At 69.4% G+C, this 15,275-nt stretch carries 15 protein-coding genes; 11 read left to right on the forward strand and 4 right to left on the reverse strand.

The window, feature by feature from the left end; genetic code table 11:
- The first annotated feature begins 275 nt into the window (after nt 1-275).
- The 6 genes from dnaK (at nt 276) to C1J00_RS23205 (ending at nt 7,184) form a co-directional block, all read left to right on the forward strand.
- A complete protein-coding gene (gene dnaK, locus C1J00_RS23180) occupies nt 276-2,129 on the forward strand; it encodes a molecular chaperone DnaK (protein ID WP_102910986.1) in 1,854 nt (617 codons plus the stop codon).
- Nucleotides 2,126-2,782, forward strand: coding sequence for a nucleotide exchange factor GrpE (gene grpE, locus C1J00_RS23185; RefSeq protein WP_102910987.1), 657 nt, complete (start codon nt 2,126-2,128; stop codon nt 2,780-2,782). The genes dnaK and grpE overlap by 4 nt, the downstream gene beginning before the upstream one ends.
- Nucleotides 2,783-2,815: 33 nt before the next feature.
- Nucleotides 2,816-4,006 carry a molecular chaperone DnaJ gene (gene dnaJ, locus C1J00_RS23190; RefSeq protein ID WP_102910988.1) on the forward strand — a complete coding sequence of 397 codons (1,191 nt, stop codon included), beginning with the start codon at nt 2,816-2,818 and terminating at the stop codon, nt 4,004-4,006.
- Between the two features lie 5 nt (nt 4,007-4,011).
- Complete coding sequence (locus C1J00_RS23195; protein ID WP_033310108.1) at nt 4,012-4,464, forward strand: heat shock protein transcriptional repressor HspR; 453 nt, start codon at nt 4,012-4,014, stop codon at nt 4,462-4,464.
- Between the two features lie 277 nt (nt 4,465-4,741).
- A complete protein-coding gene (locus tag C1J00_RS23200; protein ID WP_102910989.1) occupies nt 4,742-5,848 on the forward strand; it encodes a sugar ABC transporter substrate-binding protein in 1,107 nt (368 codons plus the stop codon).
- A 298-nt stretch (nt 5,849-6,146) separates the two neighbouring features.
- Complete coding sequence (locus C1J00_RS23205) at nt 6,147-7,184, forward strand: helix-turn-helix transcriptional regulator (protein WP_102910990.1); 1,038 nt, start codon at nt 6,147-6,149, stop codon at nt 7,182-7,184.
- 24 nt (nt 7,185-7,208) lie between these two features.
- Here the strand turns inward: C1J00_RS23205 and C1J00_RS23210 are convergent, their stop codons facing one another.
- Entirely contained in the window at nt 7,209-8,168 is a 960-nt protein-coding gene (locus C1J00_RS23210; protein WP_245936468.1) for a helix-turn-helix domain-containing protein, read from the reverse strand.
- Nucleotides 8,169-8,538: 370 nt separating this feature from the next.
- Between C1J00_RS23210 and C1J00_RS23220 the strand changes: the two genes are divergently transcribed.
- Entirely contained in the window at nt 8,539-8,874 is a 336-nt protein-coding gene (locus tag C1J00_RS23220) for a Rieske (2Fe-2S) protein (protein WP_031142435.1), read from the forward strand.
- A gap of 167 nt (nt 8,875-9,041) precedes the next feature.
- Here C1J00_RS23220 and C1J00_RS23225 read toward each other — a convergent pair whose 3' ends face one another.
- Nucleotides 9,042-9,458, reverse strand: coding sequence for a pyridoxamine 5'-phosphate oxidase family protein (locus C1J00_RS23225; RefSeq protein ID WP_102910993.1), 417 nt, complete (start codon nt 9,456-9,458; stop codon nt 9,042-9,044).
- Between the two features lie 103 nt (nt 9,459-9,561).
- Between C1J00_RS23225 and clpB the strand changes: the two genes are divergently transcribed.
- Complete coding sequence (gene clpB, locus C1J00_RS23230; protein WP_102910994.1) at nt 9,562-12,159, forward strand: ATP-dependent chaperone ClpB; 2,598 nt, start codon at nt 9,562-9,564, stop codon at nt 12,157-12,159.
- Nucleotides 12,160-12,266: 107 nt separating this feature from the next.
- Here the strand turns inward: clpB and C1J00_RS23235 are convergent, their stop codons facing one another.
- Complete coding sequence (locus tag C1J00_RS23235; protein ID WP_102910995.1) at nt 12,267-12,743, reverse strand: hypothetical protein; 477 nt, start codon at nt 12,741-12,743, stop codon at nt 12,267-12,269.
- 165 nt (nt 12,744-12,908) lie between these two features.
- On the opposite strand from C1J00_RS23235, the gene C1J00_RS23240 reads away from it, so the two are divergent.
- Nucleotides 12,909-13,442, forward strand: a complete 534-nt coding sequence (locus C1J00_RS23240) for a YbjN domain-containing protein (RefSeq protein ID WP_102910996.1) — start codon at nt 12,909-12,911, stop codon at nt 13,440-13,442.
- Between the two features lie 103 nt (nt 13,443-13,545).
- Here C1J00_RS23240 and C1J00_RS23245 read toward each other — a convergent pair whose 3' ends face one another.
- Complete coding sequence (locus C1J00_RS23245) at nt 13,546-14,001, reverse strand: ATP-binding protein (RefSeq protein ID WP_102910997.1); 456 nt, start codon at nt 13,999-14,001, stop codon at nt 13,546-13,548.
- 176 nt (nt 14,002-14,177) lie between these two features.
- On the opposite strand from C1J00_RS23245, the gene C1J00_RS23250 reads away from it, so the two are divergent.
- Nucleotides 14,178-15,095 carry a helix-turn-helix domain-containing protein gene (locus C1J00_RS23250; RefSeq protein ID WP_102910998.1) on the forward strand — a complete coding sequence of 306 codons (918 nt, stop codon included), beginning with the start codon at nt 14,178-14,180 and terminating at the stop codon, nt 15,093-15,095.
- Complete coding sequence (locus tag C1J00_RS46950; protein ID WP_245936469.1) at nt 15,055-15,189, forward strand: DUF397 domain-containing protein; 135 nt, start codon at nt 15,055-15,057, stop codon at nt 15,187-15,189. Before C1J00_RS23250 ends, C1J00_RS46950 begins: the two co-directional genes overlap by 41 nt.
- The last annotated feature ends 86 nt before the right edge of the window (nt 15,190-15,275 follow it).

Below are 15,275 nucleotides of genomic sequence, written 5' to 3' on the forward strand. Positions count from 1 at the left end.
GTTGTCGGGGATGCTCGTCGGGGTACTCGCGCATGCCGGCCGGATCGGGGCCGGTGCCCTGTGGTGGGTGGTGGGAGGGGCGCTCGTGATGGTGTTCGCCCTCTCCCGTGTCTCTGTACACGGACCTCGACGCACCGTATCTTCGCAGGTCGTCGCCCCATTGCGTGTAAGGAACGGATAAGAGTTGAGCCTGCTCGACTCAGCTCTGTTGACCGGTCGGGGGCCGTCGTGCACACTTGAGTCCGTTCCACTCAAGTCAGCTGGAGGAATCAACCATGGCACGTGCGGTCGGCATCGACCTGGGCACGACTAATTCCGTCGTCAGCGTTCTGGAGGGCGGCGAGCCCACCGTCATCGCCAACGCCGAGGGCGCCAGGACCACGCCGTCCGTCGTCGCCTTCGCCAAGAACGGTGAGGTGCTCGTCGGAGAGGTGGCCAAGCGCCAGGCGGTCACGAACGTGGACCGGACCATCCGCTCCGTGAAGCGCCACATGGGCACGGACTGGAAGATCGAGCTCGACGGGAAGCCCTTCAACCCGCAGCAGATCAGCGCCTTCGTGCTCCAGAAGCTCAAGCGGGACGCCGAGTCCTACCTGGGCGAGAAGGTGACCGACGCGGTCATCACCGTCCCGGCGTACTTCAACGACTCCGAGCGCCAGGCCACGAAGGAGGCCGGTGAGATCGCCGGTCTGAACGTGCTGCGCATCGTCAACGAGCCCACCGCGGCCGCCCTGGCGTACGGCCTCGACAAGGACGACCAGACCATCCTGGTCTTCGACCTCGGTGGCGGCACCTTCGACGTCTCGCTGCTGGAGATCGGCGACGGCGTCGTCGAGGTGAAGGCCACCAACGGTGACAACCACCTCGGTGGTGACGACTGGGACCAGCGCGTCGTCGACTACCTGGTCCAGCAGTTCCAGTCCGGCCACGGCGTGGACCTGGGCAAGGACAAGATGGCCCTGCAGCGTCTGCGCGAGGCCGCCGAGAAGGCGAAGATCGAGCTGTCCTCGTCCACCGAGACGTCGATCAACCTGCCCTACATCACCGCCTCCGCCGAGGGCCCCCTGCACCTCGACGAGAAGCTCACCCGCGCCCAGTTCCAGCAGCTGACCGCGGACCTCCTGGAGCGCTGCAAGACGCCGTTCCACAACGTCATCAAGGACGCCGGCATCTCCATCAGCGAGATCGACCACGTCGTCCTGGTCGGCGGCTCGACCCGGATGCCCGCCGTCGCCGAGCTCGTCAAGGAGCTGACCGGCGGCAAGGACGCCAACAAGGGCGTCAACCCGGACGAGGTCGTCGCCATCGGCGCCGCCCTGCAGGCCGGTGTCCTCAAGGGCGAGGTCAAGGACGTCCTGCTCCTCGACGTCACCCCGCTGTCCCTCGGTATCGAGACCAAGGGCGGCATCATGACCAAGCTCATCGAGCGGAACACGACGATCCCGACCAAGCGGTCCGAGATCTTCACCACCGCCGAGGACAACCAGCCGTCCGTGCAGATCCAGGTCTACCAGGGCGAGCGCGAGATCGCGGCGTACAACAAGAAGCTCGGGATGTTCGAGCTGACCGGTCTGCCGCCGGCGCCCCGCGGCGTCCCGCAGATCGAGGTGTCCTTCGACATCGACGCCAACGGCATCATGCACGTCACGGCGAAGGACCTCGGCACCGGCAAGGAGCAGAAGATGACCGTCACCGGCGGCTCCTCGCTGCCGAAGGACGAGGTCGACCGCATGCGCCAGGAGGCCGAGCAGTACGCGGAGGAGGACCACAAGCGCCGCGAGGCCGCCGAGTCCCGCAACCAGGGTGAGCAGCTCGTCTACCAGACCGAGAAGTTCCTCAAGGACAACGAGGACAAGGTCCCGGGCGACATCAAGACCGAGGTCGAGGAGGCCGTCGCCGAGCTGAAGGAGAAGCTCAAGGGCGAGGACAGCGCCGAGATCCGCACCGCCACGGAGAAGGTCGCGGCCGTCTCCCAGAAGCTCGGCCAGGCCATGTACGCGGACGCGGGCGCGGCCCAGGCCGGTGGCCCCGCCGGTGACGCGAGCGACGCCGGTGGTGCCAAGGCCGCCGACGACGACGTCGTCGACGCCGAGATCGTGGACGACGAGCGGAAGGATGGTGCCGCGTGACGGAGGAGACCCCGGGCTTCGACGAGCAGCAGCCCGACGTCCCTTCCGGCGCCACCTCCGACGACGCCGAGCCGAAGGCCGCCTCCCCCTCCGCGGAGGAGGAGGCGGCCCCGGCCGGGGACACGGGCCAGGACGCGGCCCTGGTGGCCCAGCTGGACCAGGCCCGCACGGCGCTCAGCGAGCGCACGGCGGACCTCCAGCGCCTCCAGGCCGAGTTCCAGAACTACCGCCGCCGCGTCGAGCGCGACCGGATCGCGGTCAAGGAGATCGCCATCGCGAACCTCCTGACCGAGCTCCTGCCCGTGCTCGACGACATCGGCCGCGCGCGTGAACACGGCGAACTGGTCGGCGGCTTCAAGTCCGTCGCCGAGTCGCTGGAGGGCACCGCGGCGAAGATGGGCCTGCAGCAGTTCGGCAAGGAGGGAGAGCCCTTCGACCCGACGATCCACGAAGCCCTGATGCACAGCTACGCACCGGACGTCACCGAGACGACGTGCGTCGCGATCCTGCAGCCCGGGTACCGGATCGGCGAGCGCACCATCCGCCCCGCGCGGGTGGCCGTGGCCGAACCCCAGCCGGGGGCGCAGACGGTCAAGGCGGACGAGTCCGCCGAAGCCGACGACAAGGAGAGCGGTGGCCCGGACGAGGGCTGACGTCATCAACGAAGGGAAGGAGGGGCGTCGGGGATGAGCACCAAGGACTTCATCGAGAAGGACTACTACAAGGTCCTCGGCGTCCCCAAGGACGCCACCGAGGCCGAGATCAAGAAGGCCTACCGGAAGCTCGCCCGCGAGTTCCACCCGGACGCCAACAAGGGCAACGTCAAGGCGGAGGAGCGCTTCAAGGAGATCTCCGAGGCCAACGACATCCTCGGCGACCCCAAGAAGCGCAAGGAGTACGACGACGCGCGCGCCCTCTTCGGCAACGGCGGCTTCCGCCCGGGGCCGGGCGGCGCGGGCGGCTCCTTCAACTTCGACCTGGGCGACCTCTTCGGAGGCGGTGCCCCCCAGGGCGGCGGCCAGGGAGCCGGCGGCTTCGGCGGCGGACTCGGTGACGTTTTCGGGGGCCTGTTCAACCGCGGCGGCGCGGGCGGCCCGGGGACGCGTACGCACCCCCGGCGCGGCCAGGACATCGAGTCCGAGGTCACGCTCAGCTTCACGGAGGCGATCGAGGGCGCGACCGTCCCGCTGCGGATGTCGTCGCAGTCGCCCTGCAAGGCCTGTTCGGGCACCGGCGACAAGAACGGCACACCGCGCGTGTGCCCGACCTGCGTCGGCACCGGGCAGGTCGCCCGGGGCAGCGGCGGCGGCTTCTCCCTCACCGACCCCTGCCCGGACTGCAAGGGCCGCGGCCTGATCGCGGAGCACGCCTGCGAGGTCTGCAAGGGCAGCGGCCGGGCCAAGTCCTCGCGGACCATGCAGGTGCGCATCCCCGCGGGCGTCATCGACGGCCAGCGGATCCGGCTGCGTGGCAAGGGCGCGCCGGGCGAGCGCGGCGGCCCGGCGGGCGATCTGTACGTCGTCGTGCACGTCGACTCCCACGCGGTGTTCGGCCGCAAGGACGACAACCTCACCGTCACCGTCCCGGTCACCTTCACCGAGGCGGCCCTCGGCGGCGAGGTGCGGGTGCCGACGCTCGGCGGCCCGCCCGTCACGCTGAAGCTGCCCCCCGGCACGCCCAACGGGCGCACCATGCGGGCCCGGGGCAAGGGCGCGGTCCGCAAGGACGGCACCCGAGGCGACCTCCTGGTCACCGTCGAGGTGAGTGTTCCGAGGGACCTGACGGGGAAGGCTCGTGACGCACTCGAGGCGTATCGCGAGGCGACCGCGGATGAGGACCCGCGGGCGGATCTGTTCCAGGCCGCGAAGGGAGCATGAGTCAGATGGACGGTCGTCGACGCAACCCGTATGAACTGACCGAGGAAACCCCGGTCTACGTCATCTCGGTGGCGGCCCAGCTGTCCGGCCTGCACCCGCAGACCCTGCGCCAGTACGACCGTCTGGGGCTGGTGTCTCCGGACCGCACCGCGGGCCGGGGCCGGCGCTACTCGGCCCGCGACATCGAACTGCTGCGCACCGTCCAGCAGTTGTCGCAGGACGAGGGCATCAACCTGGCCGGCATCAAGCGCATCATCGAACTGGAGAACCAGGTCGCCGCGCTGCAGGCTCGGGTGGCCGAGATGCAGGACGCGCTCGACGGCGCGGCGGCGGCCATGCGCCAGCGTGAGGCGGCGGTGCACGCGTCGTACCGCCGCGACCTGGTGCCGTACCAGGAGGTGCAGCAGACCAGCGCGCTGGTGGTGTGGCGGCCGAAGCGGCAGCAGCAGTCCGACTGACGCAGCACACACGTGAAAGGGCCGGGAGGTGACTCCCGGCCCTTTTCGTCCTTTGTGCAGGCCTTGCCCCGGTTTCGCGGGGCCTCCCGTGGATGACCAGGTGGTGCACGCCACTTGAAGCCGGTTCCGCAGAGTCTTCACAACTGCTGCTGAGCGTGGTGTTGTCATCTCGTTAAGTGGTTCCGCTTGACGCTGGGGCCCCTCCCGCGTTGGCTTTTCAGTCACATGGGCACCAAAACTGCGCCCACGTCCGAATCACACGCGAAGTGAGCCCCACATGCGTCGTATCGCCATATCCATGGCAGCCGCCACGATCTCCGTCACGCTCGCCGGCTGCGGCGTGCTCAACGCGACGGGAAGCAGTGACGACGCGAGCCCGGCGAAGGGCAACGACATCACCGTCGGGCTGCTGCTGCCGGAGAAGGCCAACACGCGGTACGAGAACTTCGACTACCCGATCATCAAGACGAAGGTCGAGTCGCTCACCAACGACAAGGGCCGCGTCGAGTACGCCAACGCCGAGGCGAGCGCCGAAAAGCAGGCGAGCCAGATGCAGCAGATGATCGACGACCGGGTCGACGTGATCCTGCTGGACGCCGTCGACTCGAAGGCCATCGCGAGCGGCGTGAAGAAGGCGAAGGAGGCCGGCATTCCGGTCATCGCCTACGACCGGCTGGCCGAGGGCCCGATCGACGCGTACATCTCCTTCGACAACGAACTGGTCGGCGAGGTCCAGGGCCGCACCCTGCTGGAGGCCATCGGCGAGGACGCGAGCCTCTCCGACAAGATCGTCATGATGAACGGCTCGTCGACGGACCCGAACGCCAAGCAGTTCAAGGCGGGCGCGATGTCCGAGCTGAACGGCAAGGTGACGATCGCCGAGTCCTTCGACACCAAGGACTGGAAGCCGGAGAACGCCCAGGCCAACATGGCCGACGCGATCGAGAAGATCGGCAAGGGCAACATCGCGGCGGTGTACTCCGCCAACGACGGCATGGCGGGTGGCATCGTCAAGGCGCTGGAGGCCGCCGGCGTGACCGACCTGCCGCCGATCACCGGGCAGGACGCGGAGCTGCCGGCCGTGCAGCGGATCATCAGCGGCGAGCAGTACATGAGCGTGTACAAGTCCTACCCGCAGGAGGCGGAGAACGCCGCGGAGATGGCCGTCGCCAAGGTCCAGGGCCGCGACATCCAGTTCGCCGCCCTCACCCGCGACAAGGTCGACAGCCCCACCCACAAGGGCATCCCGGCCCAGCTCGTGCCGGTGGTCGCGCTCACCAAGGAGAACATCAAGGACACGGTGGTCGCGGACGACGTCTACAAGCTGTCGGACATCTGCACGGCCGAGTACAAGGCGGCGTGCCGGGCCATCGGCCTGAAGTAGCCACGCCATCGGCCTGAGGTAGCGGTAGCCGCGCCATCGGCCTGAGGTAGCGGTAGCCACGCCACCGGCCTGAAGTAGCCACGCATCGGCCCGAAGTAGCCGCGCCCCCGGCGGGCATCGAGCCGGGTTCACCCATGCCCTGTCAGGCTGCCGCGACAGGACGGTCCGAGGCCCGGAGATACCGGTGCGCACCGGTGGTTTCCGGTGGCCGCCGCGCGGGGAGCCGTGTTGCGGAGCACGTCCCGTCCGCGCATAGTTGCGCTGCGGAAAGACGGCGAAACCGGGGGTGGGATGGGCGATGGCCGGGCACGGGGCGGATGAGCATCCCCATGGTGCCGACCGGCTGTGCGAGACCGGGGACCGCGTGTACTCCCGGGCCGTACGGCGTGGCCGGGTGCCGCGCCGGGACGCGGATCCGGTGCCCTGCCTGCTGGAACTCGCCCTGCTGCATCCGGACCCCGACGACATGGACTGGCTGGTGCCGACCTCCCCGCAGGAGGTCATGACCCGGCTGCTGCGCGGGATGTACGACGAGGTGAGCGCGAGCCAGCGGCGGCTGGGCTCGGCCGTCACGGCCGTCGAGTGGTACGCCGGGCTGGGCCACCAGGTGCGGTCGGCCGCACCGGCCGCGGAGGGCCCGGCCATTCGCGTCCTGGACGGACTCGCCCGGATCCAGGCCGCGATGGACGAGGCGACCCGGGCGTGCACGGCCGAGGTGCTCACGGTCCAGCCCGGCGGCATCCGCCGCGAGGCGGAGCTCTCCGAGGGCCTGCACCGGGCGATGGCGCTGCGCGGCCGTGGCGTGCGGATGCGGGACCTGTACACGCATGTCGCCCGGCACGGACAGGGGCTGCTGACCTACCTGGAGCTGATGGGCGACGCGGTGGAGGCGCGCACGCTGGACGAGGTGATCGACCGGCTGATCCTCTTCGACCGGACGGTGGCGTTCATCCCCGCCAACACCGACCGCACGATGGCCCTTGAGCTACGGCATCCGGCGATCGTCGAATACCTCGTCACGGTCTTCGACCGGCTGTGGCGCCTGGCCATCCCCCTCAAGGCCCCGCTCCCCGACACCGGCATCGAGGGCATCTCCCACCGCGAGCAGTCGATCGCCGCGCTGCTCGCGGAAGGGCATCAGGACGCCGTCATCGCGGAACGGCTGGGCATAAGCGTCCGGACCTGCCGGGCGCACATCGCGCGTCTCTCGGAGACGCTGGGGGCGGCGAGCCGTACGCAGCTGGGGGTGCGCATCGCCCAGGCGGGCCTGGACGGTCCGCAGCACTCCACCACGTCCCTCAACGTTCCTGGTCAAGAATCCCCGAGCGTCCGATGAGAACCCCGAGCCGGGCCCGTGAGGTCAACCGGTGGCTCCTTCCTCGTCCTGCTTCAGGATGCCGGACTGGGCGATGAGGTACCCCAGTTGGGCGCGGCTGCCGCTGCCGAGGGCGGACGCGAGTTTGGCTATGTGGGCCCGGCAGGTGCGCACGTTCATGCCGAGGCGCCGGGCGATGGCCTCGTCGACGTGTCCTTCGACCAGGAGCTTCGCTATGGAGTACTGGATCTCCGTGATGCCGTCACGGGCGGTCTCGTACGGTGTGCCGGTGCTGAGGGGAACCGACCGGTCCCACAAGTACTCGAAGAGCTTGATGAGGTAGCGGACCAGACCGGGGTGGCGCAGTTCCAGAGCGACTTGCTGATCGTCGCGGGCGGGGATGAAGGCGACGGACTCGTCGCAGATGATCAGGCGCTCGACGAGTTCGTCGATGGTGCGGTACTCCGCCTTGCCGTTGGAGAGCTGGGCGGCGTAGGCCAGCTGCTCGGGGTTGTAGCGGGCGGTGTGCTGGTACAGGGTGCGGATGCGCACGCCGCGTTCGATCAGCGGCCGGTCGCGCTCCAGGCCGAGCAGGAGGCTGCGCTCGGACATCCGGTCCGTGGGCTGGACGGTGAGCATCTCCGTCTGGCATTGGAAAGTGGCCATGTTGAGCGCGGCGTTGATTCGTTCGCCGCCTTCCAGCACAGTGATGGCGTCACTGGTGGCGGCCAGCTGGGTGCCCAGGGCCATGAACGGCTCGAAGGTCTCGGCGAGGCCGGTCGCCAGGCGCCGGCGGTCGGCGATCTCCTGTTCCAGCGGGTTGAGCCGCCGGGACAGGGCGACCGCGGGGGGCACCGGCCGCAGCCAGCTCGGGTCGTCCGGGTCGGGGTGGAGCAGGGCGAACTCCATCAGGCACGGAGCGGGCGCCACGTCCTCGCGTGCGATGCGTCCGGCGCGCAGTGCGGCGGCATACAGACGGCCGCCCTCGTCGCACCACTGGGTCATCGCATGGGGATGTGTCTCCTTAGTCCGATTCGATGTCAAATCTCCACCCCCCAGGGTCCTGAACATGCAGGAACATGATGCATCGATTGTGTGGCCATGACGTGCCCGAATGAGCCATCGTCGTACTCGACGGGGGAAAAGGGGACCTTCAAGTGAGGACGAAGCCGACTATGCGTAACAGAATGCTTCGCTCGGTGCTTGTCGCCGCCTTCTCCGCCGTTGTGGCCCTCGGTGTACTGAGTGGCTTCTCCGATGTGAAGGACGATGTTCGGGCGAACAGCAGCTGGCCGTCCGTCGCCGTGAACAGCGCTCACGGAGCGGAGAACAGCAGCTGGCCGAGCTCCGGGGCAGCCGGATCCGGGAGCTGACCGTGACCACTCCACCCGACGACCGCTCCTTCCGCCGCGAGATGGCCACCGCCTACCGCTCCGGCTGGCACTTCATCGACCTGGTCACCGCCATCCCCCACAGTGGTGACTCGTTGATGGTGACCGTGTTCGGCGAGCCTGTGGTCGTCACGCGGGACGAGGACGAGGACGTACGGGCTTACCGGTGTCTGCGGCGGCCTCGGGGGGCGCCGCAGCCAGTGCGATGTGCCGTACGGTACGGAATGATCTTTGTGAACCTGGACCAAAGGGACCACCAGCAGGTGGAGGCCGACTCCCCTGCCCCGAGGACCATCTCTGCCACCCCCCGCAGTGCCTGACGCGATTCCCCCGTCGTAAAAGATCGCTCAGGTGCTTCCCCCCGCAGCGGCGTCACCGTGACCTGAACACGGTGACGCCGCTGCAGTTTCCGGGGACATTTCCGGGTATCGACCTCATTCGGCGGTGGCCGGATCCAGTCGATCACCGGTGTGGATTTTCACTTCGCTCAACCTCGCCCCATCGCTCGCGTCAGGTGGATCTCGATCACCACGCGTGCCGGGTTGGGTGACGGAATCCTGCCGTAGCGCTCCGCGTAGCGCCGCTCGGCCTCGGCCACCCGGTCCGGCTCGTCGCGGACGAGGGCCCGGCCCTCCAGTGTCGCCCAGCGGCGGCCCTCCAGCTGGCAGACGGCGACGGCCGCCCCCTGGTCCCCGGCCGCCCGCACGTACCGCACCTTCGCGCTCGCCCTGTTGGTGATCACCCGAGCCAGACGCGCCTCGGGATCGTATGTGACCCCGACGGGTACCAGATGCGGAGTGTCGTCCGGGCGGGGAGTCGTCAGGGTGCACAGGTGCCGCTCCCGCCAGAAGCTGAGATACGACGGGTCCGGAGCGCCGGGGTCGACGGAGTACTTGGTCGCCATGCCCCGGAACTTAGACCCCCGAGCCTCCCGGAACCGTCCTTGAGTGCACTAGACTCAACTTTGTGCAAGCCGTTCGGGTCAGTGCAAGGAGGAGAACGCGAACGTGGACGCCGAGCTGACCAACCGGAGCCGGGATGCGATCAACGCTGCCAGCAACCGGGCCGTGACCGAGGGGCACCCCGACCTCACCCCGGCCCATCTGCTGCTCGCGCTGCTCCAGGGACAGGACAACGAGAACATCACCGACCTGCTCGCCGCGGTCGACGCCGACCAGGCCGCCGTACGCGCCGGAGCCGAGCGCGTGCTCGCCGGGCTGCCGAGCGTCACCGGGTCGACCGTCGCGCCGCCCCAGCCCAACCGAGAGATGCTGGCCGTCGTCGCCGACGCGCAGTCCCGCGCCAAGGACCTGGGGGACGAGTACCTCTCCACCGAGCACCTCCTGATCGCCCTCGCCGCGAAGGGCGGCGCGGCCGGCGAGGTGCTGTCCCAGCAGGGGGCCGACGCCAAGAAGCTCCAGGCCGCCTTCCAGAGGACGCGAGGACAGCGCCGAGTGACCACCGCCGACCCCGAGGGCCAGTACAAGGCCCTGGAGAAGTTCGGGACCGACTTCACCGCCGCCGCGCGGGAGGGCAAGCTCGACCCCGTCATCGGGCGGGACCAGGAGATCCGGCGCGTGGTGCAGGTGCTGTCGCGCCGCACCAAGAACAACCCCGTGCTGATCGGCGAGCCGGGCGTCGGCAAGACCGCCGTCGTCGAGGGGCTCGCCCAGCGGATCGTCAAGGGAGACGTGCCCGAGTCGCTGAAGGACAAGCGGCTCGTCGCGCTCGACCTCGGCGCCATGGTCGCCGGCGCCAAGTACCGGGGCGAGTTCGAGGAGCGGCTGAAGACCGTCCTCGCCGAGATCAAGGACTCCGACGGGCAGATCATCACCTTCATCGACGAGCTGCACACCGTCGTCGGGGCCGGCGCCGGCGGTGACTCCGCCATGGACGCCGGGAACATGCTGAAGCCGATGCTCGCCCGCGGTGAGCTGCGCATGGTCGGTGCCACGACCCTCGACGAGTACCGGGAGCGCATCGAGAAGGACCCGGCGCTGGAACGGCGCTTCCAGCAGGTGCTGGTCGCCGAGCCGACCGTCGAGGACTCCATCGCGATCCTGCGCGGGCTCAAGGGCCGTTACGAGGCCCACCACAAGGTGCAGATCGCCGACAGCGCGCTCGTCGCCGCCGCATCGCTCTCCGACCGGTACATCACCTCCCGCTTCCTGCCCGACAAGGCCATCGACCTCGTCGACGAGGCGGCCTCCCGCCTCCGCATGGAGATCGACTCCTCACCCGTCGAGATCGACGAACTCCAGCGCGCCGTCGACCGGCTGAAGATGGAGGAGCTGGCGATCGGCAAGGAGACCGACGCGGCCTCCCGCGAGCGCCTGGAGAAGCTGCGCCGCGACCTCGCCGACAAGGAGGAGGAGCTGCGGGGCCTGACCGCCCGCTGGGAGAAGGAGAAGCAGTCCCTCAACCGCGTCGGCGAGCTGAAGGAACGCCTCGACGAGATCCGCGGCCAGGCCGAACGCGCCCAGCGCGACGGCGACTTCGACACCGCCTCCAAGCTGCTCTACGGCGAGATCCCCGCCCTGGAGAAGGAGCTGGAGGCCGCCTCCGAGGCCGAGGAGGCGGTCACCAAGGACACCATGGTCAAGGAGGAGGTCGGCGCCGACGACATCGCCGACGTCGTCGCCGCCTGGACCGGCATCCCCGCCGGGCGGCTGCTGGAGGGTGAGACCCAGAAGCTGCTGCGCATGGAGGACGAGATCGGCAGGCGGCTCATCGGCCAGACCGAGGCCGTGCGCGCGGTGTCGGACGCCGTGCGCCGCAGCCGTGCCGGGATCGCCGACCCCGACCGGCCCACCGGGTCGTTCCTCTTCCTCGGCCCGACCGGCGTCGGCAAGACCGAACTGGCCAAGGCCCTCGCCGACTTCCTCTTCGACGACGAGCGGGCGATGGTCCGGATCGACATGTCGGAGTACAGCGAGAAGCACAGCGTGGCCCGGCTGGTCGGCGCCCCGCCCGGATACGTCGGTTACGAGGAGGGCGGCCAGCTCACGGAAGCCGTCCGCCGCCGCCCCTACTCCGTCGTCCTGCTGGACGAGGTGGAGAAGGCCCACCCCGAGGTCTTCGACATCCTGCTCCAGGTGTTGGACGACGGCCGCCTGACGGACGGCCAGGGCCGTACGGTCGACTTCCGCAACACGATCCTCGTCCTGACGTCGAACCTGGGCAGCCAGTACCTGGTCGACCCGGTGACCAGCGAGCAGGAGAAGAAGGAGCAGGTCCTGGAGGTGGTGCGGAGCTCCTTCAAGCCGGAGTTCCTCAACCGCCTGGACGACCTGGTCGTCTTCGCCGCGCTGACCAAGCCCGAGCTGGAGCGCATCGCGAAGCTCCAGCTGGAGCGCCTGGCCAAGCGGCTCGCCGAGCGGCGCCTCACCCTGGACATCACGCCCGAGGCCCTGGCCTGGCTCGCGGAGGAGGGCATGGACCCGGCGTACGGTGCCCGGCCGCTGCGGCGGCTCGTCCAGTCCGCGATCGGCGACCGGCTCGCCAAGGAGATCCTGTCCGGGGAGATCAAGGACGGGGACACGGTCCGGGTGGACCGCTCCGAGGACGGGCTCCTGGTGGGCCCGGCCCCGGGCAAGACGCTGTAGGGGCCCTCCCCGGCCACATCGCGCCCGGCCCGGGCAAGACGCCTGTAGGGCCGTCCCTGTTCGCATCGGGCCCGGCACCCGGGCGGACGCTGTAGGACCGTCCCCGGTCACATCGTGAACGCCGAGAAGCGCACGAGCGCGGTCTCGGCGTTCTCGTACTCGACTCTCACCTGAACCACATGTGCCTCCGCCGCGCCGGGGAGGCCGTCCTCGTGGGTCACGTCGAGGCACAGCGCCCCGCAGACGCCGCCGCCCGTGCGGGGCTCGGGGGCGCCCGGGTACGTCGTGCGCAGCCAGCCGCGGACGTCCTCGCGCGGCATCCGCAGCACCGCCGCGTACGCGGTGTCGATGCCCCGCTGCACCGTGCAGTCGTGGGCGCGGGCGGTCGCGGGGCGCTCGGCGGCGCCGAAAGCCAGGGCCTCGGTGCAGGGGACCGTCGCCGTCGCGCCCGCACGGGTGCCGTCGTCGTCCGACCAGGCCACCAGGAACAGGCCGGCGATCAGGACGCCGAGGACCACGACCGGCAGTGCCAGAAACGGCAGGACGATCCCCCACCGGGTGTGCCCCCTGTCCGCTGCCTGCATGAGCGCGGCCCCCTTCGTCGGCTGCTCAGGAGGACGGTTCGGGGTACCCGGAGGTTGCGGCTGACCGGATCCTGTCAGCCGAGGGCTGACAGGGTCTGTCGGGGCTTGCCACCCCCCTCCCCGCATGGGGGAGGATGGCGGAATCCGTACGAAGGGAAATTCACGGTGACCATCGACCCGTCCTCGATTCCGAACTTCGGGGGCCAGCCCGAGCCGCAGCCCGGCGGCGGCCCGGCCGGCCCCGTCGTCCCGGATCAGGACCTCGTTAAGCAGCTCCTCGACCAGATGGAGCTCAAGTACGTCGTCGACGACGAGGGAGACCTCGCGGCGCCGTGGGAGCAGTTCCGCACCTACTTCATGTTCCGGGGTGAGGGAGACCAGCAGGTCTTCTCCGTGCGGACGTTCTACGACCGGCCCCACGAGATCGAGGCCAAGCCGCAGATCCTCGAGTCGATCGACGACTGGAACCGCCGCACCCTGTGGCCCAAGGTCTACAGCCACACCCACGACGACGGCACGGTCCGCCTGATCGGCGAGGCCCAGATGCTGATCGGCATGGGCGTCAGCCTGGAGCACTTCGTCTCCTCGACGGTCAGCTGGGTGCGCGCCGCGATCGAGTTCGACAAGTGGCTCATCGAGCAGCTGGGTATCGAAGAGGAGATCAACGAGGCGGAGAAGCCCGGGGACGACGAGGAGTAGCCCCCGCGCAGGACTCTCACGGCGCGTCGGCGCGTACGAGCAGGTACGTGCTGTACGCGCCGTCTGCCTTTTCGGGCACCGCTGCCTTCCTCCCCGGGGCGGATCAGATCTCAAGACGCAGCTCGGCCCATACCGTCTTGCCCACCGGGCTGCGGGGCGCCGTCCCCCAGCGCACGGCCAGGACGTCCACCAGGAGCAGCCCCCGGCCCGACTCGCCGTCGGGGCAGGAAGAGGGCGCGGCCGTGGGCAGCCGCTTCGCGGAGGCGGCGTCCGCGACCTCGACCCGCAGCAGCCCCGCAGCCCGGTCCAGGGCGAGCAGGAGACCGGACTCCCGGCCGGGAACCCGACCGTGCTGTACGGCGTTCGCCGCGAGCTCCCCGACGACGAGGGCGACCGCGCACGAGACGTCCGACGCCGGCGGGTGGCCTCGTTCCTCCATCCCCCGGACGGCGTGCCGCCGGGCGAGCTGCGCACCGCGTGGGGTGGAGGGGAACTGCACCGTGAGTGACTGGAGTTCACGCTGCGGCAGGTCTCCCGGGGTGGCGGTTTCTGTCAGCACGGCCTGTCCGTCCCTTTCCGTCTGCTCAAGGCGCTCCGTTGCGCACACGAGTCATCACGTTCCGTGCTCAAGAGTCGGCCGATCGTCCTACGCTCGACAGGGGGCACAGCCTTATTTGTGAGGCCGTAAGGAACGGAAGTGATGCCGTGGCCAACGGAATTGATCCCAGCGCGTCGATGGCCGCGCTGTTCGGCGCGCGCGTGCGCAGGCTCCGGACGGCGGCGGGACTGACCCAGGCCGAACTGGGCGACCGGACGCATGTTGTGAGCACGCGGATCACGCAGATCGAGCGCGCGTCCGGAGCGAAGCCGACGCTGGAGCTGGCGCGAGCGCTGGACGCGGCGCTCGGTGCGGAGGATCTCCTGGTGGAGCTGTGGCCGTACGTGTACCGCCAGGCGTTTCCGGACTGGTCACGAAGGTTCATGCAGTACGCGGAGCGGGCGGTGGCCGTCCGCGAGTACGCGGCTCATGTGGTGCCCGGCTTGTTGCAGACCGAGGACTACGCGCGTGCGGTGCTGAGAGTCGGACGGACGCTCGGCAGCGAAGAGCAGTTGGAAGAACGGGTCGCCTTTCGTCTGGGACGACAGGAGCGGCTCGGCACGCCAGATCGGCCCGAGCTGTGGGTGGTTCTCGACGAGGCGGTGCTCCGGCGTCCTGTTGGTGGCCAGGGGGTGATGCGTGAGCAGTTGGAGCGACTGCTCAGGACCAGGGCGGAACCTCACATCACCGTGCAGGTACTGCCGTTCGACCAGGGCGAGCACGAGGTCATGGGCGGTTCGCTCACGGTACTCACCATGCCGGACGGCTCGGAGGTCGCGTACACGGAAGGCGCGCACTACGGCCAACTCATCGAGGATCCGGACGAGGTCAGGAGTTTCGCGCTGACTTACGATCGGCTGCGGGCGGCAGCTCTGCCCCCGCTCATGTCGCTGGACATGATCCGATCCGTGAGGGAGGACAACCACCGTGGAGCGAAGGTCCCGTCCCGATCTGAACGGCGCCGCCTGGCGCAAGAGCAGCTACAGCAATCAGGAAGGCGGCAACTGCGTGGAGGTGGCCGACGGGTTCCGAGGGGCCGTCGTCCCGGTCCGTGACAGCAAGGCCCCGCAGGGCCCGGCGCTGTGCTTCGAAGGTGCTGCCTGGGCGGCCTTCATAGGCGAGTTGAAGGCCGGGCACCACCGCCCCTGAAGCGGCTTCCGGACTCACCGGGCCCTTGTCCGCGAGGGTCCGGTAGGCCACTGACCTCCTGAAAGAACCGAGGGAAAGAACTACCC

The sequence above is a fragment of the Streptomyces cahuitamycinicus genome (assembly GCF_002891435.1).
In the GTDB taxonomy this organism is placed as follows: Bacteria; Actinomycetota; Actinomycetes; order Streptomycetales; family Streptomycetaceae; genus Streptomyces; species Streptomyces cahuitamycinicus.

Bases quoted from the DNA above. Each gene is read 5' to 3' on its own strand.
- C1J00_RS23225 (WP_102910993.1), bottom strand. From the start codon at position 9,458: ATGGCGACCAAGTACTCCGTCGACCCCGGCGCTCCGGACCCGTCGTAT.
- C1J00_RS23205 (WP_102910990.1), top strand. From the start codon at position 6,147: ATGGCCGGGCACGGGGCGGATGAGCATCCCCATGGTGCCGACCGGCTG.
- C1J00_RS23250 (WP_102910998.1), top strand. From the start codon at position 14,178: ATGGCCGCGCTGTTCGGCGCGCGCGTGCGCAGGCTCCGGACGGCGGCG.
- C1J00_RS23200 (WP_102910989.1), top strand. From the start codon at position 4,742: ATGCGTCGTATCGCCATATCCATGGCAGCCGCCACGATCTCCGTCACG.
- C1J00_RS23195 (WP_033310108.1), top strand. From the start codon at position 4,012: ATGGACGGTCGTCGACGCAACCCGTATGAACTGACCGAGGAAACCCCG.
- dnaK (WP_102910986.1), top strand. From the start codon at position 276: ATGGCACGTGCGGTCGGCATCGACCTGGGCACGACTAATTCCGTCGTC.
- C1J00_RS23235 (WP_102910995.1), bottom strand. From the start codon at position 12,743: ATGCAGGCAGCGGACAGGGGGCACACCCGGTGGGGGATCGTCCTGCCG.
- C1J00_RS23210 (WP_245936468.1), bottom strand. From the start codon at position 8,168: ATGACCCAGTGGTGCGACGAGGGCGGCCGTCTGTATGCCGCCGCACTG.
- dnaJ (WP_102910988.1), top strand. From the start codon at position 2,816: ATGAGCACCAAGGACTTCATCGAGAAGGACTACTACAAGGTCCTCGGC.